This is a genomic window from Salipiger sp. (genome assembly GCF_048261495.1).
GTDB lineage: Bacteria > Pseudomonadota > Alphaproteobacteria > Rhodobacterales > Rhodobacteraceae > Salipiger.
In genome coordinates this window covers 214,168-237,377 of the sequence record NZ_JBLXFX010000004.1, presented here as the reverse complement: position 1 = coordinate 237,377, position 23,210 = coordinate 214,168, and the positions used below count along the sequence as shown (strand labels likewise).

Annotated in this window: 25 protein-coding genes; 23 read left to right on the top strand and 2 right to left on the bottom strand. The window is 66.8% G+C overall.

The genetic code is table 11. From position 1 onward, the window contains the following. The first annotated feature begins 298 nt into the window (after positions 1-298). From ACN0RJ_RS10365 to ACN0RJ_RS10285, 17 genes are all read left to right on the top strand, one after another. Positions 299-754: a hypothetical protein gene (locus ACN0RJ_RS10365; protein ID WP_417724207.1), complete on the top strand. Its 456-nt coding sequence runs from the start codon at positions 299-301 to the stop codon at positions 752-754. 1 nt (position 755) lies between these two features. Further along, positions 756-1,061, top strand: coding sequence for a head-tail connector protein (locus tag ACN0RJ_RS10360; RefSeq protein WP_417724206.1), 306 nt, complete (start codon positions 756-758; stop codon positions 1,059-1,061). Then, positions 1,048-1,464, top strand: a complete 417-nt coding sequence (locus ACN0RJ_RS10355; protein ID WP_417724205.1) for an HK97-gp10 family putative phage morphogenesis protein — start codon at positions 1,048-1,050, stop codon at positions 1,462-1,464. The genes ACN0RJ_RS10360 and ACN0RJ_RS10355 overlap by 14 nt, the downstream gene beginning before the upstream one ends. Further along, on the top strand, positions 1,461-1,883 hold the full coding sequence (gene gp17, locus ACN0RJ_RS10350) for a tail completion protein gp17 (RefSeq protein WP_417724204.1): 423 nt from the start codon (positions 1,461-1,463) through the stop codon (positions 1,881-1,883). Before ACN0RJ_RS10355 ends, gp17 begins: the two co-directional genes overlap by 4 nt. Beyond that, a complete protein-coding gene (locus ACN0RJ_RS10345; protein WP_417724203.1) occupies positions 1,871-2,212 on the top strand; it encodes a head-tail adaptor protein in 342 nt (113 codons plus the stop codon). The genes gp17 and ACN0RJ_RS10345 overlap by 13 nt, the downstream gene beginning before the upstream one ends. After that, positions 2,209-2,601: a phage terminase small subunit P27 family gene (locus tag ACN0RJ_RS10340; RefSeq protein ID WP_417724202.1), complete on the top strand. Its 393-nt coding sequence runs from the start codon at positions 2,209-2,211 to the stop codon at positions 2,599-2,601. Before ACN0RJ_RS10345 ends, ACN0RJ_RS10340 begins: the two co-directional genes overlap by 4 nt. Position 2,602: 1 nt before the next feature. Continuing rightward, entirely contained in the window at positions 2,603-4,216 is a 1,614-nt protein-coding gene (locus ACN0RJ_RS10335; protein ID WP_417724201.1) for a terminase large subunit, read from the top strand. A gap of 7 nt (positions 4,217-4,223) precedes the next feature. After that, positions 4,224-4,715 carry a hypothetical protein gene (locus tag ACN0RJ_RS10330; RefSeq protein ID WP_417724200.1) on the top strand — a complete coding sequence of 164 codons (492 nt, stop codon included), beginning with the start codon at positions 4,224-4,226 and terminating at the stop codon, positions 4,713-4,715. A gap of 24 nt (positions 4,716-4,739) precedes the next feature. Further along, positions 4,740-6,752 carry a hypothetical protein gene (locus tag ACN0RJ_RS10325; RefSeq protein WP_417724199.1) on the top strand — a complete coding sequence of 671 codons (2,013 nt, stop codon included), beginning with the start codon at positions 4,740-4,742 and terminating at the stop codon, positions 6,750-6,752. 627 nt (positions 6,753-7,379) lie between these two features. Then, on the top strand, positions 7,380-7,823 hold the full coding sequence (locus ACN0RJ_RS10320) for a hypothetical protein (RefSeq protein WP_417724198.1): 444 nt from the start codon (positions 7,380-7,382) through the stop codon (positions 7,821-7,823). Between the two features lie 171 nt (positions 7,824-7,994). Beyond that, positions 7,995-8,597 (top strand): hypothetical protein, encoded by a 603-nt coding sequence (locus ACN0RJ_RS10315; protein WP_417724197.1) that lies wholly within the window; start codon positions 7,995-7,997, stop codon positions 8,595-8,597. A 207-nt stretch (positions 8,598-8,804) separates the two neighbouring features. Next, positions 8,805-9,011 (top strand): hypothetical protein, encoded by a 207-nt coding sequence (locus tag ACN0RJ_RS10310; protein WP_417724196.1) that lies wholly within the window; start codon positions 8,805-8,807, stop codon positions 9,009-9,011. A 72-nt stretch (positions 9,012-9,083) separates the two neighbouring features. Further along, the gene (locus ACN0RJ_RS10305; protein WP_417724195.1) at positions 9,084-9,425 is read left to right on the top strand and encodes a hypothetical protein; all 342 of its coding nucleotides are present in this window, start codon (positions 9,084-9,086) and stop codon (positions 9,423-9,425) included. A gap of 475 nt (positions 9,426-9,900) precedes the next feature. Beyond that, positions 9,901-10,050 (top strand): hypothetical protein, encoded by a 150-nt coding sequence (locus ACN0RJ_RS10300; RefSeq protein ID WP_417724194.1) that lies wholly within the window; start codon positions 9,901-9,903, stop codon positions 10,048-10,050. Positions 10,051-10,137: 87 nt separating this feature from the next. Beyond that, complete coding sequence (locus tag ACN0RJ_RS10295) at positions 10,138-11,202, top strand: LacI family DNA-binding transcriptional regulator (protein WP_417724193.1); 1,065 nt, start codon at positions 10,138-10,140, stop codon at positions 11,200-11,202. 98 nt (positions 11,203-11,300) lie between these two features. Further along, positions 11,301-12,608: a xylose isomerase gene (gene xylA / locus ACN0RJ_RS10290; RefSeq protein WP_417724192.1), complete on the top strand. Its 1,308-nt coding sequence runs from the start codon at positions 11,301-11,303 to the stop codon at positions 12,606-12,608. A 114-nt stretch (positions 12,609-12,722) separates the two neighbouring features. Further along, positions 12,723-14,063, top strand: a complete 1,341-nt coding sequence (locus ACN0RJ_RS10285) for a cytochrome-c peroxidase (protein WP_417724191.1) — start codon at positions 12,723-12,725, stop codon at positions 14,061-14,063. A gap of 34 nt (positions 14,064-14,097) precedes the next feature. Here ACN0RJ_RS10285 and ACN0RJ_RS10280 read toward each other — a convergent pair whose 3' ends face one another. Together ACN0RJ_RS10280 and ACN0RJ_RS10275 are read right to left on the bottom strand one after the other, a co-directional pair. Then, positions 14,098-15,597, bottom strand: a complete 1,500-nt coding sequence (locus ACN0RJ_RS10280; protein ID WP_417724190.1) for a CRTAC1 family protein — start codon at positions 15,595-15,597, stop codon at positions 14,098-14,100. Further along, entirely contained in the window at positions 15,594-16,871 is a 1,278-nt protein-coding gene (locus ACN0RJ_RS10275) for an ROK family protein (RefSeq protein WP_417719023.1), read from the bottom strand. The genes ACN0RJ_RS10280 and ACN0RJ_RS10275 overlap by 4 nt, the downstream gene beginning before the upstream one ends. 234 nt (positions 16,872-17,105) lie before the next feature. Between ACN0RJ_RS10275 and xylF the strand changes: the two genes are divergently transcribed. From xylF to ACN0RJ_RS10245, 6 genes are all read left to right on the top strand, one after another. After that, complete coding sequence (xylF, locus tag ACN0RJ_RS10270) at positions 17,106-18,134, top strand: D-xylose ABC transporter substrate-binding protein (protein ID WP_417719024.1); 1,029 nt, start codon at positions 17,106-17,108, stop codon at positions 18,132-18,134. Between the two features lie 99 nt (positions 18,135-18,233). Then, positions 18,234-19,526: a sugar ABC transporter permease gene (locus ACN0RJ_RS10265; RefSeq protein WP_417719025.1), complete on the top strand. Its 1,293-nt coding sequence runs from the start codon at positions 18,234-18,236 to the stop codon at positions 19,524-19,526. Continuing rightward, entirely contained in the window at positions 19,523-20,281 is a 759-nt protein-coding gene (locus ACN0RJ_RS10260) for an ATP-binding cassette domain-containing protein (protein ID WP_417719026.1), read from the top strand. The genes ACN0RJ_RS10265 and ACN0RJ_RS10260 overlap by 4 nt, the downstream gene beginning before the upstream one ends. Before the next feature lies 1 nt (position 20,282). Further along, positions 20,283-21,035: an SDR family NAD(P)-dependent oxidoreductase gene (locus ACN0RJ_RS10255; RefSeq protein ID WP_417724189.1), complete on the top strand. Its 753-nt coding sequence runs from the start codon at positions 20,283-20,285 to the stop codon at positions 21,033-21,035. 69 nt (positions 21,036-21,104) lie between these two features. Further along, on the top strand, positions 21,105-22,289 hold the full coding sequence (locus ACN0RJ_RS10250) for a vWA domain-containing protein (RefSeq protein ID WP_417724188.1): 1,185 nt from the start codon (positions 21,105-21,107) through the stop codon (positions 22,287-22,289). Then, on the top strand, positions 22,286-23,140 hold the full coding sequence (locus ACN0RJ_RS10245) for a BadF/BadG/BcrA/BcrD ATPase family protein (protein WP_417724187.1): 855 nt from the start codon (positions 22,286-22,288) through the stop codon (positions 23,138-23,140). The genes ACN0RJ_RS10250 and ACN0RJ_RS10245 overlap by 4 nt, the downstream gene beginning before the upstream one ends. The last annotated feature ends 70 nt before the right edge of the window (positions 23,141-23,210 follow it).

Below are 23,210 nucleotides of genomic sequence, written 5' to 3'. Positions count from 1 at the left end.
TTGTTGACTCTCATCAACCGGGGAACGCTCCGTCCGGCATCGGTAATTTCCATCCCCAAGCCTTCATATCTGGCGAGACCAAGATCGTATAGCTCGCCGCCAGCTTCAGGCTCGAAGTGCCGCTGCGGTCCTTGTTTTAGACGCTTCAAGAGTGAATACGCTTCTGGACTAAGGTCTATCGCGTCCATTATTGCATTTCCTTTTCGTCTTCAGGAAGTTCGCTGGGGCGCCAAAGCTACCATAGGTAATCAGGCCTCGCTACAGCTGATTGTTCGGAAACTTGGCCAGAGTTGCGTTCATGGCTGAGTATTCAGACCGCTTCCGCACCGGCGACATGGACAACGCCACACTTGGCGAACGCGCCCTGTGGGTGGAAGTGCTGATGTCAGCCATCGAGGACGCCTTGCTTGGGGTTCCGGCGTTTGTCGGGGAGGTGTCCGACCGCGTTGCCGCCACCCACACCGCAAGAGCGTTCTTCCTGCGCCCTTCGCCCGACCTGCGCACCATCTGCGACCTGATCGGCCTTGATCCCGTCGCGGTGCGCGACCGGGTGACACGTCAGATCGCCGCCGCGCCCGAACCCGAAGACCTGATTGCCAACCGGCGCATGACGGGCCGCAGCACCAAGCGCGGCGACAGGACCCCCCGCGCCCGGCAGACCCCGGGGGTGGGTTCCGACTTTGACGGTGCGGCAGGGACCGGCGCGGGGAGCAGCGCACAAGACAGACCCGAAATAGCGTTTTCAAGGCACTAACATGAGCATCACGTCACTGACCCTCCTGAAATCACACATGGCAATCGACCACAGCGCCGACGACGCCCTGCTTGCGCACAAGCTGGACGCCGCTGAGGCATGGGTGGGTAATCACATCGGCACCCCCTTTGCCGATCACGACCCGGTTCCGCCGCTCCTGACCGAAGCCGCGATGCAGCTTGCGGCCTATTGGTATGCGCAGCGCGAAGCCGTCGCCTACGGCACAGGCATGGTGCCGGTGCCCTTCGGCGTTCACGCCATGCTGGCGTCGCACAAGAAACAGGTGGTCGGCCATGTCGCTGAGTGACGACAGCAAGCGCCTTGAAGCGCGCCTGACCGCGATCCCTGCCGAGGTGCTGGAAGCGCTGCGCCCAGCACTTGTCCGGTCTGCCGAAGAGGTGGCCGCGAACATGCGCACCCTTGTTCCCGTGGATCAGGGCGACCTCAGGGCGTCCATCGCCGTGACCGGCCCGGGTGAGACCACACCGGCCTATGCCGAAGGTGGCGGCAAGCGCACCGCCGAACCCAATCAGGCGCTGGTGACGGTGGGCAATGAGGACGCGCGGCACGGGCACTTTCAGGAATTCGGCACCGTGAAGATGGAGGCCCAGCCCTTCATGCGCCCGGCCTTCCGCATCGCGAAGCCGAGAATTGACCGGCGGATCAAGCGCGCGATCAGCGCTGCCATCAAGAAGGCGGGTGGCGAATGACAACCGACCCGAGCCTGTCGTTCCAGACCGCCTTGCGCGCGGCACTGATCGCCGATCCGGCGGTGACGGCGCTTCTGCCCGCCGCGCATGTCCGCGCCGGATCGACACGCCCCGACAAGCTGCCCACGATCATTCTGGCGAACCCCCAGACCATCCACCTGGGCCGCGCGTCCGGCGGGTTCTACGTGACCAGTGTGGCCGTGGACCTGCACATCTGGGCGCTTGACGATGGCGCGGACATGGCCCGGCAGATCGGCGTTGCGGCAGCGCTGGCGCTCTGGGATGCGCCCCATGCCGAAGGGATCGCCGTAGACGACTACATGCGCCCGGGCTTCAGCTACATGCGCGACCCCGATCCCGAGCTTGCATATTGCCACGGGATCGGCACGGCTGAGGCCGTTGTGCGGTGGAGGGTGTGACTGTGCTCGCCGCCGGGAAGCTGATCCACACCATCACCGTTGAGCGTCAGACCGAGACCGTGGCCGCGTCCGGCGCGGTCTCGAAGGCTTGGGCGCCCATCGTCACCACGCGCGCCGAACTGGTGCAGATGACCGCCGACGAACTCTTGGCGGGCTTCGGCGAGGCTCAGGGCGCCGCACTGGTGTTCCGGCTGCGCTGGCAGCCCGCCCTTGCCGATCTGACAACCGCCGACAGGCTAATGTTCGACGGCGCCGCCTACGACCTCGACCACGTCGGCGAGCCGGAGCGGCGGCGCGTTCTGGAACTGCGCGTGGTGAGGCGGGCATGAGCATCCATCAGCGCGGGGTGAAGCCCGCCCTTGCTGCCGATCCGGAAGCGCTGACCAAGGCGCCCGCTGCGCCGAAGCACCTCAGCGCCCATGCCAAGGCCGAGTGGAAGGGCATCATGCCCCAGCTTGTCGCCCGGCGCATCGTGACGAAGGCCGATTTGGCTGGCGTGGAAAACTACTGCGTCGCGGTGGGCTATGTCCGGCAGATCGAAGAGGAACGCGCCGCAGCCGGTGGGGTGATCGACGTGAAGTTGTTCGGCGTGCTGAACCGTGCCGCCCAGACCGCGCGCCAGCTTGCCGCCGAATATGGTCTGTCACCGACCAGCCGCGCGCGCATCGGTGCGGCACAGCCCGCCGACGATGACGACGACAACCCGTTGGCCGTCTGACATGACCAAACGCAGCCCGTTCCCGGCGTGGATTTACGATAGCAGCCCCATCCCCGACCCGCTGGGGCAGGGGGAACGGGCCGTCACGTTCCTGCGCCGGTTGCGGCACCCGGCCAGCACGGCGCCCCGTCGCGCCTTCCAGCTTTTCGACTGGCAAGAGCGCATTGTGCGCCGCATCTATGGGCCGCGCCATGAAGACGGCTCGCGCATCGTCAAGACCGTGTTCCTGATGCTGCCGAGGGGAAACCGGAAAACGAGCCTCGCCGCTGCGCTGTCTCTGCTGCATGTGATCGGCCCGGAGAAGGTGCCCGCCGGTCAGGTAATCTTTGCCGCCAGTGATCGCGAGCAGGCTGGTATCGGCTTCCGTGAGGCTGCCGAGATCATCCGGCAGGACAGCCGCCTTGTGGCCGCGACCCGCATTCATGACGCCTTCAACAGCGCCAAGCAGATCACCGACAAGGCCAGCGGCGCCCGGCTGCGCGCCGTGTCGAGTGATGGCCGCGCCCAGCACGGCACGACCCCGGCATTCGTGCTGGCCGATGAAATCCACGCATGGAACGGGCGCGACCTTTGGGAAGCGCTCAAGTCCGGTCTGGCGAAGACCGACAACAACCTGCTTGTGATCGCGACGACCGCGGGGCGCGGAACCGAGACGCTGGCAGCCGAACAATACGACTACGCCCGCCGGGTGGCGCTTGGCGAGATCGACAACCCCGAGTTTCATCCGATCATCTTTGCCGCCGAGCCGGAAGACGACTGGCAGGACGAAGCTCTCTGGCACCGGGTGAACCCGGGTCTCAGGCACGGCTTCCCGAGCCTCGCCGGGCTGCGCACCTTGGCGAAGGAGGCGAAAGACCACCCGGCAGAGCGCTACAGCTTCCAGCAATTCAATCTGAACATCTGGCACGGCAACAGCCGCGACCCGCTGTTTTCGATGCAGACCTATGACGCCCGCCGCTTCGATGATGACGAAGCGGAGCTTGAAGCGCTACCGTGCTGGATTGGCGTCGACATGGCCGTGAACGGCGACACCGCCGCCGTGGTGGCGGCATGGCGGCATGACGATGGGCAGGTCAGCATCAGGGCATGGTTCTTTGTGCCCGGCGACGACCTCAAAGAGCGCGGCGAGCGTGACGGCGCCCCCTATGAGCGGTGGCGCGACGATGGGCTGTTGTTCGCCACACCCGGCCCGATCATCGACCCGGCGGCAGTAGAGGATCACCTGCGCGAACTGGCAGCCCGTCACGAGGTGCAGGAGATCGCCTTTGACCCCCACCTTGCGCGGCAGATGATGCAGCATCTTCACGACGCGGGCTTGCCGGTGGTGGAGATGCGGCAGGCGCCGCTCACGATGGGGGTGGCCGCTGGTGATCTTGAGCGCACGGTGAATGGCAGGCTGATCCGGCACGATGGGCACCCGATGCTCCGGCTGCACTTCGACAACGTGGTGGCCAGCCGCAACCCGGTCACGGGCCTGACCCGGATGCACAAGGGCCGCGAGACCGACCGGATAGACGGCGCGATTGCCGCTGCAATGGCCGTCTCCCGTGCGGCGGCAGGGCAGTCGAACCGCAGCAGCTACACCGGCGATGGCGCCGAAATTTTCACCTTCTGAGGCAGATATGACCGAAACGAAACTTCCCGGCCTTGTGGTCGAACTTGAAGCAAAAATCAACAAGTTGGAGCGCGGTCTTGCCAAGGCGAATGAAGCGCAGCGCCGCAGCGCCGACCAGATGGAACGCCGCGCGCGGCAGAGCGCCGACCGGATAGATACGACATACGGCGGCATGGCGACCAAGCTGGCCGGGCTGTTCACGAAGATGGGCGGGCCGTTGGTGGCGGGCCTTGGCAGCGCCGCCACGGCGCGCGCCATCGCCGCCACGGCCAAGAGTGTTGCCGAGGTGGGCAACGAAGCTCAGCGCGCCGGTCTGAACATCACCGCGTTTCAGGAACTGAAGTATGTCGCGGAACAGAACCGCGTGCCCGTCGATGCGCTTGTGGACGGCATGAAGGAACTGAACCTCCGTGCCGATGAATGGATTGTGACCGGCGCCGGACCTGCTGCCGAGGCGTTCAAGCGGCTGGGCTTCGGTGCGGATGAGTTGAAGCGCTAGCTTGAAGACCCGAGCGAACTGCTATTGGAGATCATGCGCCGGGCGCAGCGGCTCAACCGCGCCGCCCAGCTTCGCGTGTTTGACGAGGTGTTCGGCGGCACCGGCGGTGAACGGTTCGTGGAATTGCTGGCACAGGGTGAGGACGGGCTGCGCGCAACCATTCGCGCCGCCCATGACACCGGTGCAGTGCTGGATGATGAGTTGATCCGCAAGGCCGATGAGGTGTCGCGGCGCTGGGATGTGCTCTCCACGCGTGTTTCGACCTTCGGTAAAAAGGTGGCGGTGGAATTCGCCGCCGCCGCCGTGGAAGCCGCTGATCTGCGCGCGAAGCTGGACGACATTTTCCCGAACGAAGGGCAGGGCCGGGCGGTTCTGGGCGATGAGGTTTATGACACGCTCGACAACAACCGGGATGCCGCCGACGCGGCTTCGGTAGAGATCGCCCGGCTTCGCGAACAGTATACCGACCTTGCCGAAGACACCGACCGCACCGCCGCCGCTCTGGATCAGGCGGCAACTCAGGCGCGTTCCTGGGGCTATGAAGAAGTTGCCCAGACCCTTGCAGACAGCGCGACCGAAATGCGCCGCCTCGCCGGTGAATTCAACGATGGCACCCTTGAAGCTGACGACTTCGCCGATGGGCTCACCGAGGTGCAGCGCGACGCCGCCGCCGCCTTCGACACGCTGGCAGACGCTGACCGGGTGGATTTCAGCACCGCGATTTCCGAGGTGCAGCGGCTGGGCGGTGTCATCGCCCAGGTATTGACGTTCGCGGCTGAGTTGGGCTCTGCCATTCGCAGCGCCGCCGGGACGGCGTCAAGCCCGCCGATGGGCTCGCCGAATGGCCGGGGTAGGGGTGTGCCTGTAAACTTGCGCCCCGGTGAGTATGCGCCCGAGACCTCGCCCCGGCCCCAGCTTCCGAGTGTAGATGCCGACTTCGGTGCGCCCACGGCGCGACGCGGGGGTGGTGGCGGTGGCCGCTCCGGTGGCGGTGGATCGGCGCCCAAGCTGTCCGAATACGAGCAGGAGGCTCGCTCTATCAAGGAAGAGACGCAAGCGCTACAGATTGAAGCCGCCGCTCTGGTCGCGACCGCTGCCGCCGGTCGGACCTATGAGGGTGCGATTGAACAGGCCCGCCGCGAGGCTGAGCTCTTGCTGGCTGCACAGAACAGCGGGCGCGAGATCACGCCGGAACTGCGCGTCGAGATCGAAAGCATGGCCGGAATCTACCAGACCGCCGCCCGTGCTGCCGAGGATGCGGCGCAGAAGATTGAGGACATTCAGGCGGCACAGGACGAAATGCGCGCGACCGCCAACGATGCCTTCATGGGGCTGGCACAGGGCACAATGACTTGGCGCGACGCACTGGCGTCGGTGCTGACCAAGCTGAGCGAACTGGCGCTGTCGAACCTCTGGGACAAGCTCACCGCGAACATGGCAGCGGCAGGAGGCAGCGGGACCGGGGGCGTGACGCTCTGGGGCTTCATCGGCTCGCTTCTCGGGTTCAGCGAAGGCGGCTACACTGGCGACGGTGGCCGGTATGAGCCCGCCGGGGTGGTGCATAAAGGCGAATACGTCCTGTCGAAACCGGCGGTTCAGCGTATTGGTGTCCAGAACCTCGAAGCGCTGCACCGGAGCGCACTGCGCAGCCATTCCAGCACCGAGACCTTCGACACCCGGAGCCGTGAGGTGCTGCACCAGAACGCCCTTCACGACCGCATCGGCACCGAGACCTTCGACACTCTGAGCCTCGAAACGCTGCACCATACCGCGCTGCGCGGATACGCATCCGGCGGGATGGTGGGTGGTGCGGCTGCCCCCGTGCTCGCCGGGATCGGGGCGTCTGCTGGTGTCCCCTCTGCGGCGCAGATCAGCATCACCGCGCCCATCACCGTGAACGGCTTCGCAGGCTCGCCGGACCAGAATGCCGACCTCGCCAAGCGCATGGCGCGTGAATTTGACCAGACGATGCGCGGGGTGGTGGCGGACGAACTGCGCCGGGCGATGAGGCCCGGGAACGTGTTAAACCGGGGATGATGTAGACCGGTGTGGGTGTCCGGTTTTCTTGAGAATGTCCGGTTTTCTTCGTAAGTATACTACTTATAGAGAATCTATAACTTTACGAAGAAAACCGGACACAATAGAGCCCAACTGCGGCACGTTCTTCCTGTCTCCGGCGAGTTAAAGACGTGCCCGGCACGTTCGACACCTCGCGCCTTCGGCGCTCGCCTGCACGGCCCTTCGGGCCTTGCCGCCGGGCCTGTCGGCCCGGCGAGGGTTCCAGAGCATACCGGAGAAGCCGCCTAGTGTTCTGCCCACCTCCGGCAAGTTTTTTTTCGTGGCGCGCACAGGAGACTCACACAGGCCCGACGCAGCCTGTTCCGCTACACCCCTAGCCGGACACCCTTACATGACCGCTCCTGCGCCCTCTCCGTGAGTCTGAGGGGTTATCCCGGTCCTCACCTCCGGTTCCGAAACAGCCTGTTCCGGCCAAAACAACCTATTGGAGAAAAGCTGAACGCATTCCGTGATGTGGCAAGTCACGCAATATGCAATAAAAAACAATTACTTACCAGATGATCGTAGTGGACATTCCTCGCCTTCAGTGGTAGGTTGCTCCCATTCAGATCCCTAATCGGAACCAACATGCCCACCCCCTCACAGATGAATGTCGCCGTGGCGCCGGAGCGCCACGCCCAGCTTGTCGAACTGCGTGACCACTTCGGTTACGCCAGCCTGTCCGAGACCATCCGTGATCTGATCGCCGCATTCCGCGACGTGCACCGGCTTCCCCACACCATCCCCGGTATCGACCTGCACCGCGCGGCGAATGGTCTTGTGCTGACCATCGGTGACGAGCGGTTGGGGCTCAGCTTCGACCGTGCCCGTGCCCGGGCAATCGCAATCGCAACCGCAATCCGCGATTTCATCGCGGAGGACCGCGCGCCTCGCCGTTCGGAGGTCTATGTATCAGGGCCGGAGGCGCATGACTTCGCTGTCACCGGGCGCGGCCCGGCAGTGATACTTCGGATCGGCAGCGTTGAACGGCGCTTCCGGCCAGATGTCGCCGCCGCACTTGCCGACCTCCTGACCCGGGCCGCCTCCTGAGAACGAAGTGGGCCGATGGTGCGCCAACACCATCGGCCCGTTTGAGACCTCTGCAAGGATCACAGTATGCCCTTCCAGTATAGCACCCGTGTCGCCGGTCTGCACGACGAATTCCCCGGCTTTCCAATGCCGACCATTGGCAACGATATCTCATGCGGTGGCGATGGCGGCATGAGCGACGTGCTTGCCGAACTCGACGCGCTCACCTTCGACGACACGCCAGACCAGCCGCAGCCCGCCGACGCGCGTTCCGATGAGTTGGCACTTGTGCTCGCGTCGCTCGACCTGGGCGACGTTACCTACATTCCAGATGAGCCGGTGACTGAAGCTGACCTTGCCGAGCTGGACGTCGCACTAGCACGGCAGGAGTGCGGCCAGCCGGTGCGGCCGGCATCGCTGGTGGAGATGTGCACCCGGAAATCCGCCGAGATCAAAGCGGAAAACGACCGGCTGCGTGACCAGCGCAACGCCTCCCGTTGGAAGGTGAAGCGCGACCCGGCTGCATATGAGGCGCAGAAGGCTGCTCAGCGCGCAGCCTATGCCCGGCGTATCGCGGAGACCGAAGGGCGGGAGGTCGCTGCCTACGTGCCGGTGCCGAGAGGCGCCTCGCCGGAAGAGTATGAGACAAACCGGAAAGCGCGCGAGGCCGAAGGCAAGTGGCTCAAGAGAGCCGAGGCGAAGGGGTGGACCGCTGAACAGATCGCCGCCGGTCTCGCGAAGCGTCAGGCGAAGCGGGCCAGCTTGTGCGCTAGGGGTGGAAGTGTTACATCATAACACACCTCGGGTTCCGTCTCTTCCCGGGGTATGGGATCGCCAGACCCACGCCCGGCGCGTTGAAGTAAGCTATCACACGCGCCGGGCAGCAACATAAGTCAGTCATTACTTATATGTTTTTCAATGACTTATGATGATTTCGGCTTGTCCGGGAATCCGTGCTGTGGGAGTCTGCCGCTACGATGAACTCTTGGAGAACGACCCCGAATGACCACGACCACCACGCGCCCCGTCTACGTCCCGGACACCGCCTATCAGGCCCTTGTCGCGAGCCTCACCACACCGATCACCGGCCCGGTCCTGAACGACCCCGTGAGCCGCGTGAAAGAGATGCTGGGCGAGATCGCGAACATCTGGCCGGTGAGCTTACTGGATGACCCCAAGGCAGTGCCGGGCGTGATCGCCGCGCCCTAAGGAACTGCGCCGGTCGAACATACGCGGCTCGCGACGATCACGGATACTCTGTTTTCGCTTTCCGCAGCCGGTGTGCGCGACGATTTCGGGTTTCGGCATGGGTATCTGGCCCCGAAGGAGACCATGCCGGAAATCCTCGACGAGATCATGAAGGAGATCGCTGGGGCGGGCTTCGATCCGTGGCCGCCGCTGGACAAGACGGAACTGCGCTTCTTGATCGGTGAGCGTATCAATCACCGCGATTGCCCCTATCCGCTGAACAAGGCACTGTCGCTTCACCCCGATGAGCCGCTGACCTTTGGTGAAAAGGTTCTGGCCGCCCGGCACCGCAAGTGGCTTGAGAAGGGCGCAGAGGCGAAGCGGAAGCGGTTGGAGAAGGCGCGGGCCACTATCGCGGAACTGACCGGCGCATAACCGTGCCCCATCACCATGACGATGAACCCTCCTGTGCAAGCTGGCGGGTTTTCTTATGGCTGACGCAACGTCACATGGTCCATTTCAAGGATGGTTACATGGTTACAAAATTCATAGTAACTTATTGATTTTATATAAATAACTTAGGGTTCGAGTCCCTCATCACCCACCATCCCCTTCCGCAAGATCCCTGATCCTCCCGTGCCGGTTGCCGTCGCCCCGGACGGGCTCCGTGTTGCCCGGGCGCGTTTCCTGATTTTCGCGCAACGATCTCAAGGGCCTGCACGGCAATCCCCGCGCGTCCCGCCGGCCGGAGGCGCTTCCGGCGGATCTTTGCGCAATGTGCGCCGGGACCACCGGTTGAACCTTTCGGATGACTTGACACCCGGAGGATGAGCGCTAGCTTCATACACATCTTAAGATTGAGTTAACGCGAGAACCTTCTCTCATGGTGTCACGGCAAACCGATATGACGATGGTCGATTCCCTGCCTCGGGACAGGGAACGGTCGGACGCGCGGCTGACTTGCGAGGCGCGTTCCGGCTGGTGGATCCTGCCGATCGTCGCACTCGGGCTGGTGATGAATGTCTCGATCATCTGGTGGATCGTCTCCCTCGTGACCTGAGGAGGCGGCCTGCGACCTCCGGCCCGAGCGATCTGGCGCGGAGTCGCGGCATGTTCTAGGCTGCCGCGCGACAACGCGCGAGGGGCCATGAAACGAGAATCCGGCGACGGGCGACAAGGCAGGGGCGGCATCACCGTCCACGATCTCGCGCGCGAGGCGGGCGTTTCGCTCGCGACGGTGGACCGGGTGCTGAACCGGCGCCCCGGCGTACGCGCCGCAACCGTGGAAAAGGTCGAAGCCGCCATCGCGCGCACCGGATACCGGCGCAACATCGGCGCGTCGCTGCTGGCGCGCGGGCAAGGGGTGCGCCTGCGCTTCCTGCTGCCCGGCGGCGGCAACCTGTTCATGGCGGCGCTTCAGGCCGAGGTCGCCGCGCTCGGCACCTTCGACGAGGGCGAGGGCCTGGAAACCTCGGTGTTCCGCATCCCGCCGATGAACGCCGAAGCCCTCGCCCGCGCGCTCGACGCGCTGACCCCGGGCGAGGTCGATTGCGTCGCCGTGGTCGCGATGGAGGCGGACATCGTTGCCGAGGCCGTGCGGCGCTGCACCGACCGCGGCATCCGCGTCGTCACCATGGTTTCCGACATCCCCGATACCGGGCGGGAGGCCTTTGTCGGCATCGACAACCGCGTCGCCGGGCGCATGGCCGCGCGGATGCTGGGCCTTGCGCTGCCCCGGGGCGCGGTGGTGGGGCTGATCGCCGGTTCGCTGGGGCTGCGGGATCACCGCGAGCGGCTGGAGGGATTCGGCGAGGTGATGGCCGAGTCCTTCGGGCATCTGACCGTCGTCGGTCCCTTCGAGGGCAGCGACGACCCCGGAACCACCGGCGCGATCCTCGCCCGTCTGCTTGCCGAACAGCCGGGCCTCGCCGGGCTCTACAACGCCGGGGCGGGCAATTCCGGTCTTGCCGCCGTGCTGGCCGAGACCGGCGCGCATCTGCGCATGGTCGCGCATGAACTGACCGCGATCACCCGTCCGGCGCTGGAAAGCGGTCAGATCGACTATGTCATCGACCAGAACCCGCGCGCCGAGGTGCGGGCCGTGGCACGCGCCGCCCGCCGGCTGGTTCTGGGGCCCGGCACGGGCCCGGCGGAGGATCGCATCGCGATCCGGGTCTTCCTGCGCGACAACCTCCACGAAGACGGGTTCTGATTGCTCTGCGCCGGGGCTTGATGTACGTAACTCAAAAATGGAGGAGAGCGTCCGGTGCCGCGTGCGGCCGGACCCGCAGCATCTGAAAGGCCCCCGACATGACCGAGTTTTTCGCAGGCATCGACCGCATCGCCCATGAAGGCCCCGAGAGCACCAATCCGCTCGCCTTCCGCCACTACGATCCCGACGAGGTGGTGCTGGGCAAGCGCATGGAAGAACACCTGCGCTTTGCCGTGGCCTACTGGCATTCGCTCGCCTTCGAGGGGCTGGACCCCTTCGGCGGGCGCACCTTCGACCGGCCTTGGTACGGAGACGACATGGACCACGCGCGGCTCAAGGCCGACGTGGCCTTCGAACTGTTCTCGAAACTGGGCGTGCCGTATTTCTGTTTCCACGATGCCGACGTGCGCCCCGAAGGCGCGAGCCATGCCGAATCGACGGCGCGCCTGAACGCCATCGCCGACCATTTCGAGACGAAGATGGCGGAAACCGGGGTAAAGCTGCTCTGGGGCACGGCGAACCTGTTCTCGAACCGTCGCTTCATGGCCGGCGCCGCGACCAACCCGGACCCGGATGTCTTTGCCTATGCCGCAGCCACCATCAAGGCGAACATGGACGTCACACAGCGGCTCGGCGGCGAGAACTACGTGCTCTGGGGCGGGCGCGAGGGCTACGAGACGCTGCTCAACACCGATCTCGGGGCGGAACTGGACCAGATGGGGCGGATGCTGTCGCTGGTGGTCGAATACAAGCACAAGATCGGTTTCAAGGGCGCGATCCTGCTCGAACCGAAGCCGCAGGAGCCGACCAAGCACCAGTACGATTTCGACGTGGCGACCTGCTACGGCTTCCTCAAGCGCTACGGGCTGGAGGACGAGGTCAAGGTGAACATCGAGGTCGGCCATGCCTTCCTTGCCGGGCATTCCTTCGAACACGAACTGGCGATGGCGCGCACGCTCGGGATCTTCGGTTCGATCGACATGAACCGCAACGACATCCAGTGCGGCTGGGACACCGATCATTTCCCCAACGACCCGCGCGAGGCGACGCTGGCCTATTACCAGATCCTCAAGGCCGGCGGGTTCACCACGGGCGGGACCAATTTCGACGCCAAGATCCGGCGCCAGTCGCTCGACCCGGTGGATCTGTTCCACGGGCATATCCTGGGCATGGACACCTGCGCGCGCGGTCTGAAGGCGGCGGCGGCGATGATCGGCGACGGCACCCATGACGTCTTTGTCGCCGACCGCTATGCCGGCTGGCAGGGGGCCGAGGCTCAGGCGATGCTGAAGGGCGAGCGCAGCCTCGACCAGATCGCCGACCGGGTGATCTCCGAAGGGATCGAGCCGCAACCGCGCTCGGGCAGGCAGGAATATCTGGAAGGGCTGGTCAACCGCTTCGTCTGACGCCGGGGCGGGCGCGATCCTTCGACGAGGGGTCGGGTGCCGGTGGCCGCGTTTGCGCCTTGACCGGGGCGCCGCGCGGCGTTTCTCTTGGGCGTCGCAGGGAGGGAGAAGGTCATGCGGAACCGGATCGTGCTGGGTGTCTACATGGGGCTCGCCGGGGTCTTCGGCATGGCCGGGACGGCGGGACCGGCGGCGGCGCAGGATCTGCCCGCGCCCTTCACCGACGACGATTTCCTGACAGTGACCGAGGCCGAGGTCGCCCTCGGCCAGTTGCTGTTCTACGACCCGATCCTGTCCGGCAACCGCAACATCTCCTGCGCGACCTGTCATCATCCGCGGTTCGCCACCGGCGACGGGGTGTCGCTGGGGCTGGGCGAGGGCGGCAAGGGGCTGGGCCCCGACCGCCTGCCCGATCCCGCCAACATGCCCGAGCAGCTGATCCCGCGCAACGCGCCGCCGCTGTTCAACATGGGGGCCCGGGCCGTCACCGTTCTCTTTGCCGACGGCCGGATCGAGGCGGACCCCGCGCGCCCGTCGGGCCTGCGCACGCCGATGGAGGACGAGATGGTGGCGGGGTTTGCCAACCTGCTGTCGGCCCAGACCATGTTCCCGGTGCTGTCGCAGGACGAGATGGCCGGCCACTACCAGGAAAACGACGTCAGCCAGGCGGTGCGGCAGGGCTTCATCACCGGCGAGAACGGCGCCTGGGACCGCATTGCCGACCGGGTCGCGGCAATCCCCGCCTATGCGGAGATGTTCCACTCCGCCTATCCCGGCACCACCCGGCGCGGCATCGCCTTCACCGACCTCTCCAACGCCATCGCGGCCTTTGTCTCGGCCGAATGGCGCGCCGATGACAGCGCCTTCGACCGTGCCCTGCGTGGTGAGCCGCTGACCGGCGCCGCGGCGGAGGGGCAGGCGCTGTTCTTCGGCGAGGCGGGCTGCTCCGCCTGCCATTCCGGCGCGCTGCTGTCTGACATGGGCTATCACGCGACCGGCGCGCCGCAGCTCGGCCCCGGCAAGGGCGAGCGGTTCGAACGGCACCAGAAGGACATCGGCCGGATGCGGGTCACCGGCCGCGCCGCGGATGCCTATGCCTTCCGCACGCCGCCGCTGCGCAACGTGCTGCAGACCGGGCCATGGGGCCATGCCGGGGCACATGCCGATCTGCGCGCCTTCGTCGACGATCACGCGGCGGGCGGCAGGGCGCTGGAACACTATGCCCGCGCCGCGATCCTGCCCGCCTTCGAGGGGGCCAAGCCGGTCTGGGCCGTGCTCGACGATCCCGCGCAGGTGGAAGAGATCGAGGCCGCCGTCCCGGCGGGGCGCGCGCTGGCGCCCGAAGAGCTCGACGCGCTCATGGCCTTTCTCGGAAGTCTCACGGACGAGGTGGCGCTCAAGGGGCGGCTCGGCGTGCCCGACACCGTGCCGAGCGGCCTGCCGGTGGAGCGCTAGCGCCCCGCCGATCCCGGCCCGGCCCGGCGCGCGATCAGCGCGCCAGCGTCACCCGCACATCGGCGGCACAGCGCTGCCACGGGCCCCAATCCCCGCCCGGCCATTTCACCCGGACCTCGGCGTCGCGCGCCTCGCCCAGGCCGAAATGCAGCGGTCCGGACTGGCCGCCGCCGTGACCGCCACCCACCGTGACTTCGCGGGTCTGCACGTCGGCGTCGGTGCGCACCTGAAGCCAGGCGCCCACCGCGCGGGTGTTCGGGCCCTCCATCCGCAGCGAAATGCCGAGCCAGTGGCCGGTGCCGGGCGTCGCGTTCTGCCACAGCTCCAGCGGCGCGCGGCGGTTGACCACGACGAGGTCGAGACGCCCGTCGCCGTCGAAATCCGCCAGCCCCGCTCCGCGCGACCGCGCGGTGGTGGCGATGCCCGCCGCCTCGGCGGTTTCGGTGAAGATCCCGTCCGCACCCTGCATCAGCAGGTTGTTGGGATCGTGGATCGCGTTCGACATCATCTGGTCGACATTGCCCTTTGCGATGAAGAGATCCGTGCGCCCGTCGTTGTCGACATCGGCGAACTCCGCGTGCCAGCCGGTCGACGGCCGCCCGTCATCGCCGATGAACGGGCGCTGCGCGTAGGTGCCGAGGGCATAGGGCGCATCCTTGAGCACGCCTTCGCGGTTGAACTGCACAAGCTGGTCGCCCATCGAGGTCAGCATCACGTCGGGCCAGCCGTCGGTGTCGATATCCGCCGAGGCAATGCCCATCCCCCAGAGCGAGACCTGCCGCCAGCCCTCGGCCTCGCCGCGTTCGTGCAGGGGGGACAGTTGCCACATCTGCTCGTATCCGCCGCGCACGTAGTAGTGCCGGTCGTTGGAGATCCGCAGCTCCGGCGCCCCGCTCCGCTGCCAGTCGGAGATCAGCATGGAGAGCGCGCAGAACCCCGGCTCCAGCCGGATCGGCGGGCCGTAGCGCGCGCCCTCCGGACGCAGCAGGGCATTGGCATCGCAGGCCCGGAACGGGCCGTCGGGGTTGGCGCGGTCCACGTAATTGCCGATGGCGAGCGTGGGCAGGCGCTGCCCCGGTTCCCAGGTGGCGCTGAAGGCGGTGGACCAGGCCGCGCCGCCGTCAAAGCCCCATTCGGCCGAGGCATCGGCGAAGCCGCAGGCACCGTCCCCCTTCAGCAGGTGGTTGGCGCCGACCCGCAGCACCGCCAGATCGAGGTTGCCGTCGCCGTCCACGTCCAGCGGCCAGAGCCCGGTGACGCCGGTCATCGGCGCAAGCCCGCCCTCCGTGAAGCGCAGCGCGTCGCCGGCGCCCGGGGTGGCGTTCACGAAAAGCCGCGCCGGGTTCTCGCCGCCCGCGGCGACGAAATCCGGCCGGGCATCGCCGTTGCAGTCGAGGATCGCGACCCCGCCGCCGACGAAATGCTCCCAGCCGCCGCCGTAGACATGCTGCACCGGAAGCGCGGCGCTGCGATCGACGAACACCGGCTCCGCCGCGAGCGGCGTGGCGGCAAGGCACAGCACAAGGGCCCTCATGCCGCCGCCTCCGTCACCGCGCCGAGGCTGCGGTCGGTCACCGCACCGAGCGCCAGCGCCCCCGCGCCGTGGGCGCCGAGAAGGTCGCCCCAGGCGTGGACCTCGATCCGGGGCAGGTCGCTGCGGGCGGGCAGGGCGGCGTGGCGGATCCGCGAGATCATGTCGCTGCCGTAAAGGTAGTCGTACCGCATGCGCTCTCCGCAGATGATGAGAAGGGAGGGATCGAAGATGTTGATGACATTGGCCAATCCGAGGGCAAGGTAGCGCCCCGCCCGTTGAAAGATGCTCTGTGCTATCTGGTTGCCGGCCTTGGCCTCGCCGTAGAGCCGTTCGAGCAGATCCGCCTCGGCCGTGTCGTTGCGCGGGGTCAGGGTCAGCGCCACCTGCGCCTCGCGCGTGAGGGCGTAATCGGCCACATAGGCTTCGAGACAGCCGCGCTGGCCGCAGCGGCAGAGTGCGCCGTCGAGATGCACCTTGGTGTGGCCGAGTTCGGCCCCCAGCCCCTTGGCCCCGCGAAAGATCCGGTGGTTCAGCACCAGGCCCATGCCGACCCCGTGTTCGATCGTCACCACGGCAAAATCCGAAAGCTGCCGCCCGGCGCCGAACCACAGCTCGGCCAGCGCAGCGAGGTTGGCATCGTTGTCGATGATGACCGGCAGTCCGAGATGCGCCGTCGCCATCTGCGCCAGCGCCACATCCGAGGTGTCGAGCACCGGCGACCAGTGGGCCACGCCCGATTCGTGATCGACGAAGCCCGGCACCCCCAGCCCGACCTGGGCGAGCGAGGCGCGGGGGATGCCCGCCTCGGCGCAGACCTTGCCGATCAGGCGCGACAGCACGTCGAGCTGCGCCTCCGGGGTGGCGTGATCCTGCGCCGGTTCGCTGGCCTCGGCAAGCTGGTTGCCCGCGAAATCCAGCGCCACGGCCACGTGCTTGCGCAGCGACAGCTTGACCCCGGCCACCACATGCGCGCCCGGATCGACGCTGAGCGCGACGGGCGGGCGGCCGCGCAGGACCTCGCCGCTCGGCGCGGTGGCCGAGACCTCGCGCAGGTAGCCGGTTTCGATCAGTTCCGACGTCTGTGTCGTGACCGAGGCCGGGCTGATCCCCAGATCCTTGGCCAGTTGCGCCCGCGAGCATTCGCCGGTGGCGCGCACGTGCTCGAACACCTGCTGGCGCAGCGGCCGCGGGGCAGGGGCGCGCGCCGCGAACAGGGGGCCGCAGCCCCTTGGTTGATCGGGATTTCCCGGTCCGAGGTTCAGAGTCGCATTCATAGTTTACCTGTCGAACAAAATCGCCCCGCTCAAGCCGCGGAAATCAACCGATCCAGTCTCATTCCGCCTCGACCTTCACCGCGGTGGCGATTTCTCCTCCCTATCCTTAGGCGCTGTCAGTATCACACGGGGATTTTTAATTTGACAACTGAAAAATATATGCCAAGGTTTGGCCATGGTTGCGCGGCGTCCTGAGGGAGGGGGCCGCTAAAAACGACCTTCGGGAGGAAAGACATGCAAAGAAGAACGTTGTTCGCGGCGCTCATGGCCGCCACCTGCCTGGGCGCGCCCGCGCTGGCTCAGGACCTCACGGTCGGCGTGAGCTGGTCGAATTTCCAGGAAGAACGCTGGAAGACCGACGAGGCCGCGATCAAGGCCGCACTGGAAGCTGCCGGTGCCACCTATGTATCCGCCGACGCGCAGTCGTCCTCGGCCAAGCAGCTCACCGACATCGAGAACCTGATCGCCCAGGGCGTCGACGCGCTGATCGTTCTGGCACAGGACACCCAGGCGGTGATTCCCGCCGTTCAGGCCGCCGCGGACGAGGAAATCCCCGTCATCGCCTATGACCGCCTGATCGAGGACCCGCGCGCCTTCTACCTGACCTTCGACAACGTCGAGGTCGGCCGGATGCAGGCCCGTGCCGTGTTCGAAGTGCAGCCCAAGGGCCGCTACGTGATGATCAAGGGCTCGCCCACCGACCCGAACGCGGATTTCCTCCGCGGCGGCCAGCAGGAAGTGCTGCAGGCGGCGATCGATTCCGGTGACATCGAGATCGTGGGCGAGGCCTATACCGACGGCTGGCTGCCCGCCAACGCGCAGCGCAACATGGAGCAGATCCTGACCGAGACCAGCAACGGCGTCGATGCCGTGGTGGCCTCGAACGACGGGACGGCGGGCGGCGCGGTCGCGGCGCTGACCGGTCAGGGCATGCAGGGCATTCCGGTGTCGGGCCAGGACGGCGACCATGCCGCGCTGAACCGCATCGCGCAGGGCACGCAGACCGTGTCCGTCTGGAAGGACGCGCGCGAGCTGGGCAAGAATGCCGCCGAGATCGCCGTCGAGCTCGCCAAGGGCACCGCGATGGGCGACATCGAGGGCGCGCAGCAGTTCACCACGCCGGGCGGCAACGACATGACCTCGGTCTTCCTCAAGCCGGTGCCGATCACCAAGGACAACCTCGACGTTGTCGTGGATGCGGGCTGGATCACCCGGGACGCGCTCTGCCAGGGCGTGACCGGCGGCCCGTCGCCCTGCAACTGATCCGACGCGATCAACCTTGCCAGACACGCGCCGCTCCGGAACCATTCGGGGCGGCGTTTCGATCAATCGCCTCAGGGCGAACGGGGGGGCGGCACCGCCATGACTGACACCACGGATTCCAAGGCGACCGAGCGGCGCGGCTTCATCGAGAGCCTCGAACTCGACATGCGGATGCTGGGAATGATCGGCGCGCTGCTGCTGATCTCCATCGCCTTCAACCTAGCCACGGGCGGCAACTACCTGAGCCCGCGCAACATCTTCAACCTGACGATCCAGACCGTTTCGGTGGCGATCATGGCCACGGGCATGGTGTTCATCATCGTCATGCGCAACATCGACCTGTCGGTCGGCGCGCTGCTGGCGATCTGTTCGGCGCTCATGGCGATGACCCAGGCGCGCTGGTTGCCCGGGGTGCTGGGGCTCGAACTCGGCTCGCCGCTGATCGCGCCGCTGACCATCCTCTTCGGACTCGCGGTGGGCACGCTGGTCGGCGCCTTCAACGGCTGGCTGATCGGCTACCAGGCGATTCCGGCCTTCATCGTGACTCTGGGCGGCTTCCTGATCTGGCGCTACGCGGGCTGGTATCTGACCGCCGGTCAGACCATCGCGCCCCTCGACCAGACCTTCCTGCTCTTCGGCGGTGCCGAGGGCACGCTGGGCGAATTCTGGTCCTGGGTCGTGGGCGCGCTGGCCTCGGCCTTTGCGCTCTGGGCGATCTGGTCGGCCCGCCGCTCCAAGGTGGCGCATGAATTCCCGGTCAAGCCGGTCTGGGCCGAAATCGCCCTCGGCGTCATCGCGGTGGGCGCGATCATGGGCTTCATCGCCATCCTCAACGCCTACAGCATCCCCACGGGCAAGCTGCGCCGCATCTTCGAAGCACGCGGCGAAGCGCTTCCCGAGGGCTTGTCGATGGGGCACGGGCTTCCGATCTCGGTGCTGATCCTGATCGTCGTGGCGATCGCCATGACCGTCATCGCGCGCAAGACGCGGCTCGGCCGCTACATCTTCGCCACGGGCGGCAATCCGGACGCGGCGGAACTCTCGGGGATCAACACGCGGTTCCTGACGGTCAAGGTCTTTGCCCTGATGGGGTTCCTGTGCGGGCTGTCGGCGGTCGTCGCCTCGGCCCGCCTGCAGAGCCATGCAAACGACATCGGCACCCTGGACGAGCTGCGCGTGATCGCCGCCGCCGTGATCGGGGGCACCGCGCTCTCCGGCGGATCGGGCACGATCTACGGCGCCATCCTCGGCGCGCTGATCATGCAGTCGCTGGCCAGCGGCATGGGGATGGTGGGCGTCGACTCGCCGCTCCAGAACATCGTGGTGGGCGCCGTGCTGGTGTTCGCCGTCTGGATCGACATCCAGTACCGTAAGCGTTGGGGGGCGAAATGAACACCGGAACACCACTAGTCGAACTGCGCGACATCTCGATTTCCTTCGGCGGGATCAAGGCCGTCGATCATGTCTCGGTCGACCTCTATCCCGGCGAGGTCGTCGGCCTTCTCGGACACAACGGTGCGGGCAAGTCGACCCTCATCAAGTGCCTGTCCGGCGCCTACAAGAAGGACTCGGGCGAGGTTCTGATCAACGGCGAGAAGGTCGAGATCAACAATCCCCGCGATGCCCGGACCCACAACATCGAGACGATCTACCAGACGCTGGCGCTGGCGGACAATCTCGACGCCTCCTCGAACCTGTTCCTCGGGCGCGAGATGGTGACGGCGACGGGCCTCGTCGACGATGCCCGGATGGAATCCGAGACGCGCAAGATCATGGCGCGGCTCAATCCGAACTTCCGCAAGTTCGCGGCCCCGGTGTCGGCGCTGTCGGGCGGCCAGCGGCAGTCGGTCGCCATCGCGCGGGCCGTCTACTTCAACGCCAAGATCCTGATCATGGACGAACCCACCGCCGCGCTCGGCCCGCACGAGACGCAGATGGTGGCCGAACTGATCCAGGAGCTGAAGCGCCAGGGGCTGGGGATCTTCCTCATCGACCACGACGTGCACCAGGTGAAGAAGCTCTGCGACCGCGCGGCGGTGATGAAGAACGGCCAGCTTGTCGGCGTGGTCAAGGTCGACGAGGTCACCACCGACGACATCCTCGCCATGATCATCGCGGGCAAGAAGCCGGCGCATCTCGCGGCCTGACATGGCGCTCGCGATCGTCACGGGCGGTGCCACCGGCATCGGGCGGCACCTCGTCTCCGCGCTGGCGGGGGCGGGGTACGAGGTCGCCTTCACCCATTTCCGCGCGCCGGAAATCGCGGCGGCGGTCGCGGCGGAGGAAGCCGCGCGCGGCGCCACGGTCACGGCCCATGATTGCGACGCCGGCGATGCGGACGAGGTCGCGGCGCTGCACGACCGCATCGGCCCGGCGCAGCTTCTGGTGAACAATGCCGGGATCCAGACCTGGTCGCCGCTGCTCGACCTCGCGGTCGAGGATTGGGACCGGGTGATCCGCACCAACCTGCGCGGCTGTTTCCTCAACACCCAGGCTGCCGCGCGGCAGATGGTGGCGGGCGGCGTGGCGGGAAGCATCGTGAACATCGGCTCGGGCTGCAACAAGCTCGCCTTCCCGCAACTGGCCGATTACACCGCCTCCAAGGGCGGGATCGAGCAGTTCACCAAGGCCGCGGCGCTGGAGCTCGGCCCCAGGGGTATCCGCGTCAACTGCGTCGCCCCCGGCGCCATCGAGACCGAGCGCACGCGGGACGAGGCCGACGGCTACGCCGAACGCTGGTCGCGCCTCACGCCGCTGCGCCGGGCGGGGCAGGTGGGTGACATCGCGGGCCCGGTGCTGTTCTTCGCCTCCGAGGCGGCGGATTTCGTCACCGGCCAGACGCTCTGGGTCGACGGCGGGCTGTTCTCGCGCGCGCCCTGGGCGGATTACGCCGAGGGCTGAGCCCGCGCGCCGCCGCCGGGCGCGCGAATGCCCGTTGCGGCGGCTTCTCCGACGCGGCAGAGTGCCCCCATGTTCGTGCCCTTCTTCGAAAACCTTCGCAAAGCCCGTCTGCCGGTGTCCCTGCGGGAATATCTGACCTTCCTCGAAGCGATGAAGGCGGGGCTCGCCATGTATGACGTCGAAGGGTTCTACTACCTCGCGCGCAGCGCCATGGTAAAGGACGAACGCCACCTCGACCGCTTCGACCAGGCCTTTTCGGCCACCTTCCGGGGGCTCGAGGCGATCTCGGTCGAGGAGATGCTGAACGCCGTCGACCTGCCCGCCGACTGGCTGCGCAAGATGGCCGAAAAGCACCTGACCCCGGAGGAGCGCGCCGAGATCGAGGCGCTCGGCGGCTTCGACAAGCTGATGGAAACGCTCAAGCAGCGTCTGAAGGAACAGCAGGGCCGGCACCAGGGCGGCAACAAGTGGATCGGCACGGCCGGAACCTCGCCCTTCGGTGCCTTCGGCTACAACCCCGAAGGCGTGCGCATCGGCCAGGACGAAAGCCGCCACCGGCGCGCGGTCAAGGTCTGGGACAAGCGGGAATTCCGCAATCTCGACGACAGCGTCGAACTGGGCACCCGCAACATCAAGGTCGCGCTGAAACGCCTGCGCAAATGGGCCCGCGACGGCGCGCTCGAGGAACTGGACCTCGACGGCACCATCCGCGCCACGGCCGAGCACGGCTATCTCGACGTGCAGACCCGGCCCGAACGGCGCAACGCGGTGAAGGTGCTGCTCTTCCTCGACGCGGGCGGTTCGATGGACCCGCACGTGAAGGTGGTGGAGGAGCTGTTCTCGGCCGCGCGCTCCGAGTTCAAGCATCTCGAACACTACTATTTCCACAACTGCCTGTATGAAGGCGTCTGGCGTGACAACGCCCGCCGCTGGGATCGCCAGACCCCGACCCATGAGGTGCTGAATACCTACGGGCATGACTACAAGTGCATTTTCGTCGGCGATGCCTCGATGTCGCCCTACGAGATCGCCTATCCCGGCGGCGCGAACGAGCATTGGAATGCCGAGTCGGGGCAGGTCTGGCTGGAACGGGCGCGGCAGCAATGGCCCGATCATCTCTGGATCAACCCGGTGCCCGAAAAGCATTGGCAATATACCCAGAGCATCGCGATGATCCGCGACATCTTCGAGCATCGCATGGTGCCGATGACCCTCGAGGGCATCGACCGGGGTGTGAAAGAACTCACCCGATGAGCCTGCTTCTTGCCGTCGATGCCGGCGGCTCGACCTGCCGGTTCGCGCTCGAAACGGACGGCGGGCGGGTCGACCTCGCGCTCGGCGCGGCCAATGTCACCTCCGATTTCGACGGCGCGCTGCGCACCCTTGTTTCGGGACTTTCCGAATTGGCGAAGAAGGCCGGGCTGCGCGCCGATGCGCTCAACGATGCGCCCGCCTGCCTGGCCCTCGCCGGGGTGACGGGGCCGGATGTCGCGGCGCGGGTGGCCGGGGCGCTGCCGCTGCGCCATGCGGTCGTGGAGGACGACCAGAGGGCCGGCGTGATCGGCGCGCTGGGGGAGCGGGCAGGCTGCCTGGCCGGGATCGGCACCGGCAGCTTTGTCGCGCGGCAAACCCGCGGCGACCTGCGGTTCCTCGGCGGGCACGGGCTGATCCTCGGCGATGAAGCCTCGGGCGCCTGGCTCGGGCGCGGTCTGCTGACCCGCGCCTTGCACGCGCATGACGGCCTCGCGCCGCGCACGCCGCTGACCGACGAGCTGCTATCCGGAATGGGCGGAAACACCGGCATCATCGCCTTTGCCCGACGGGCCGTGCCGGCGGATTTCGCCACGCTCGCGCCCCGTGTCACGCGCGGCGACGACCCCGCCTCCCGCGCCCTGATGCGCGAGGGCGCGCGCTATCTCGAAGCGGCAATCGCCGCGCTCGGCCGCCGCGAGGGCGAACCGCTCTGCCTTGTGGGCGGTGTCGGGCCCGCCTATGCCGACTACCTCGACGCGGATCTGCGCACGGCGCTTGTGCCGCCCGAGGGGACGACCCTCGACGGTGCTCTCACGCTGGCGCGGCGGCTTGCGGGGCCGCGGAGCGGCTGAGGGCGCCGACCTCTCCGGTCCGGGCCGGACGTTGACGGCAAGGCACAGGTGTCAGCGACGAAAGCGCCCC

Bases quoted from the DNA above. Each gene is read 5' to 3' on its own strand.
- ACN0RJ_RS10310 (WP_417724196.1), top strand. From the start codon at position 8,805: ATGACCACGACCACCACGCGCCCCGTCTACGTCCCGGACACCGCCTAT.
- gp17 (WP_417724204.1), top strand. From the start codon at position 1,461: ATGACAACCGACCCGAGCCTGTCGTTCCAGACCGCCTTGCGCGCGGCA.
- ACN0RJ_RS10295 (WP_417724193.1), top strand. From the start codon at position 10,138: ATGAAACGAGAATCCGGCGACGGGCGACAAGGCAGGGGCGGCATCACC.
- ACN0RJ_RS10320 (WP_417724198.1), top strand. From the start codon at position 7,380: ATGAATGTCGCCGTGGCGCCGGAGCGCCACGCCCAGCTTGTCGAACTG.
- xylF (WP_417719024.1), top strand. From the start codon at position 17,106: ATGCAAAGAAGAACGTTGTTCGCGGCGCTCATGGCCGCCACCTGCCTG.
- ACN0RJ_RS10300 (WP_417724194.1), top strand. From the start codon at position 9,901: ATGGTCGATTCCCTGCCTCGGGACAGGGAACGGTCGGACGCGCGGCTG.
- ACN0RJ_RS10260 (WP_417719026.1), top strand. From the start codon at position 19,523: ATGAACACCGGAACACCACTAGTCGAACTGCGCGACATCTCGATTTCC.
- ACN0RJ_RS10365 (WP_417724207.1), top strand. From the start codon at position 299: ATGGCTGAGTATTCAGACCGCTTCCGCACCGGCGACATGGACAACGCC.
- ACN0RJ_RS10245 (WP_417724187.1), top strand. From the start codon at position 22,286: ATGAGCCTGCTTCTTGCCGTCGATGCCGGCGGCTCGACCTGCCGGTTC.
- ACN0RJ_RS10355 (WP_417724205.1), top strand. From the start codon at position 1,048: ATGTCGCTGAGTGACGACAGCAAGCGCCTTGAAGCGCGCCTGACCGCG.
- ACN0RJ_RS10330 (WP_417724200.1), top strand. From the start codon at position 4,224: ATGACCGAAACGAAACTTCCCGGCCTTGTGGTCGAACTTGAAGCAAAA.
- ACN0RJ_RS10265 (WP_417719025.1), top strand. From the start codon at position 18,234: ATGACTGACACCACGGATTCCAAGGCGACCGAGCGGCGCGGCTTCATC.
- ACN0RJ_RS10250 (WP_417724188.1), top strand. From the start codon at position 21,105: ATGTTCGTGCCCTTCTTCGAAAACCTTCGCAAAGCCCGTCTGCCGGTG.
- ACN0RJ_RS10255 (WP_417724189.1), top strand. From the start codon at position 20,283: ATGGCGCTCGCGATCGTCACGGGCGGTGCCACCGGCATCGGGCGGCAC.
- ACN0RJ_RS10275 (WP_417719023.1), bottom strand. From the start codon at position 16,871: ATGAATGCGACTCTGAACCTCGGACCGGGAAATCCCGATCAACCAAGG.
- ACN0RJ_RS10340 (WP_417724202.1), top strand. From the start codon at position 2,209: ATGAGCATCCATCAGCGCGGGGTGAAGCCCGCCCTTGCTGCCGATCCG.
- xylA (WP_417724192.1), top strand. From the start codon at position 11,301: ATGACCGAGTTTTTCGCAGGCATCGACCGCATCGCCCATGAAGGCCCC.
- ACN0RJ_RS10280 (WP_417724190.1), bottom strand. From the start codon at position 15,597: ATGAGGGCCCTTGTGCTGTGCCTTGCCGCCACGCCGCTCGCGGCGGAG.
- ACN0RJ_RS10360 (WP_417724206.1), top strand. From the start codon at position 756: ATGAGCATCACGTCACTGACCCTCCTGAAATCACACATGGCAATCGAC.
- ACN0RJ_RS10285 (WP_417724191.1), top strand. From the start codon at position 12,723: ATGCGGAACCGGATCGTGCTGGGTGTCTACATGGGGCTCGCCGGGGTC.
- ACN0RJ_RS10315 (WP_417724197.1), top strand. From the start codon at position 7,995: ATGAGCGACGTGCTTGCCGAACTCGACGCGCTCACCTTCGACGACACG.
- ACN0RJ_RS10335 (WP_417724201.1), top strand. From the start codon at position 2,603: ATGACCAAACGCAGCCCGTTCCCGGCGTGGATTTACGATAGCAGCCCC.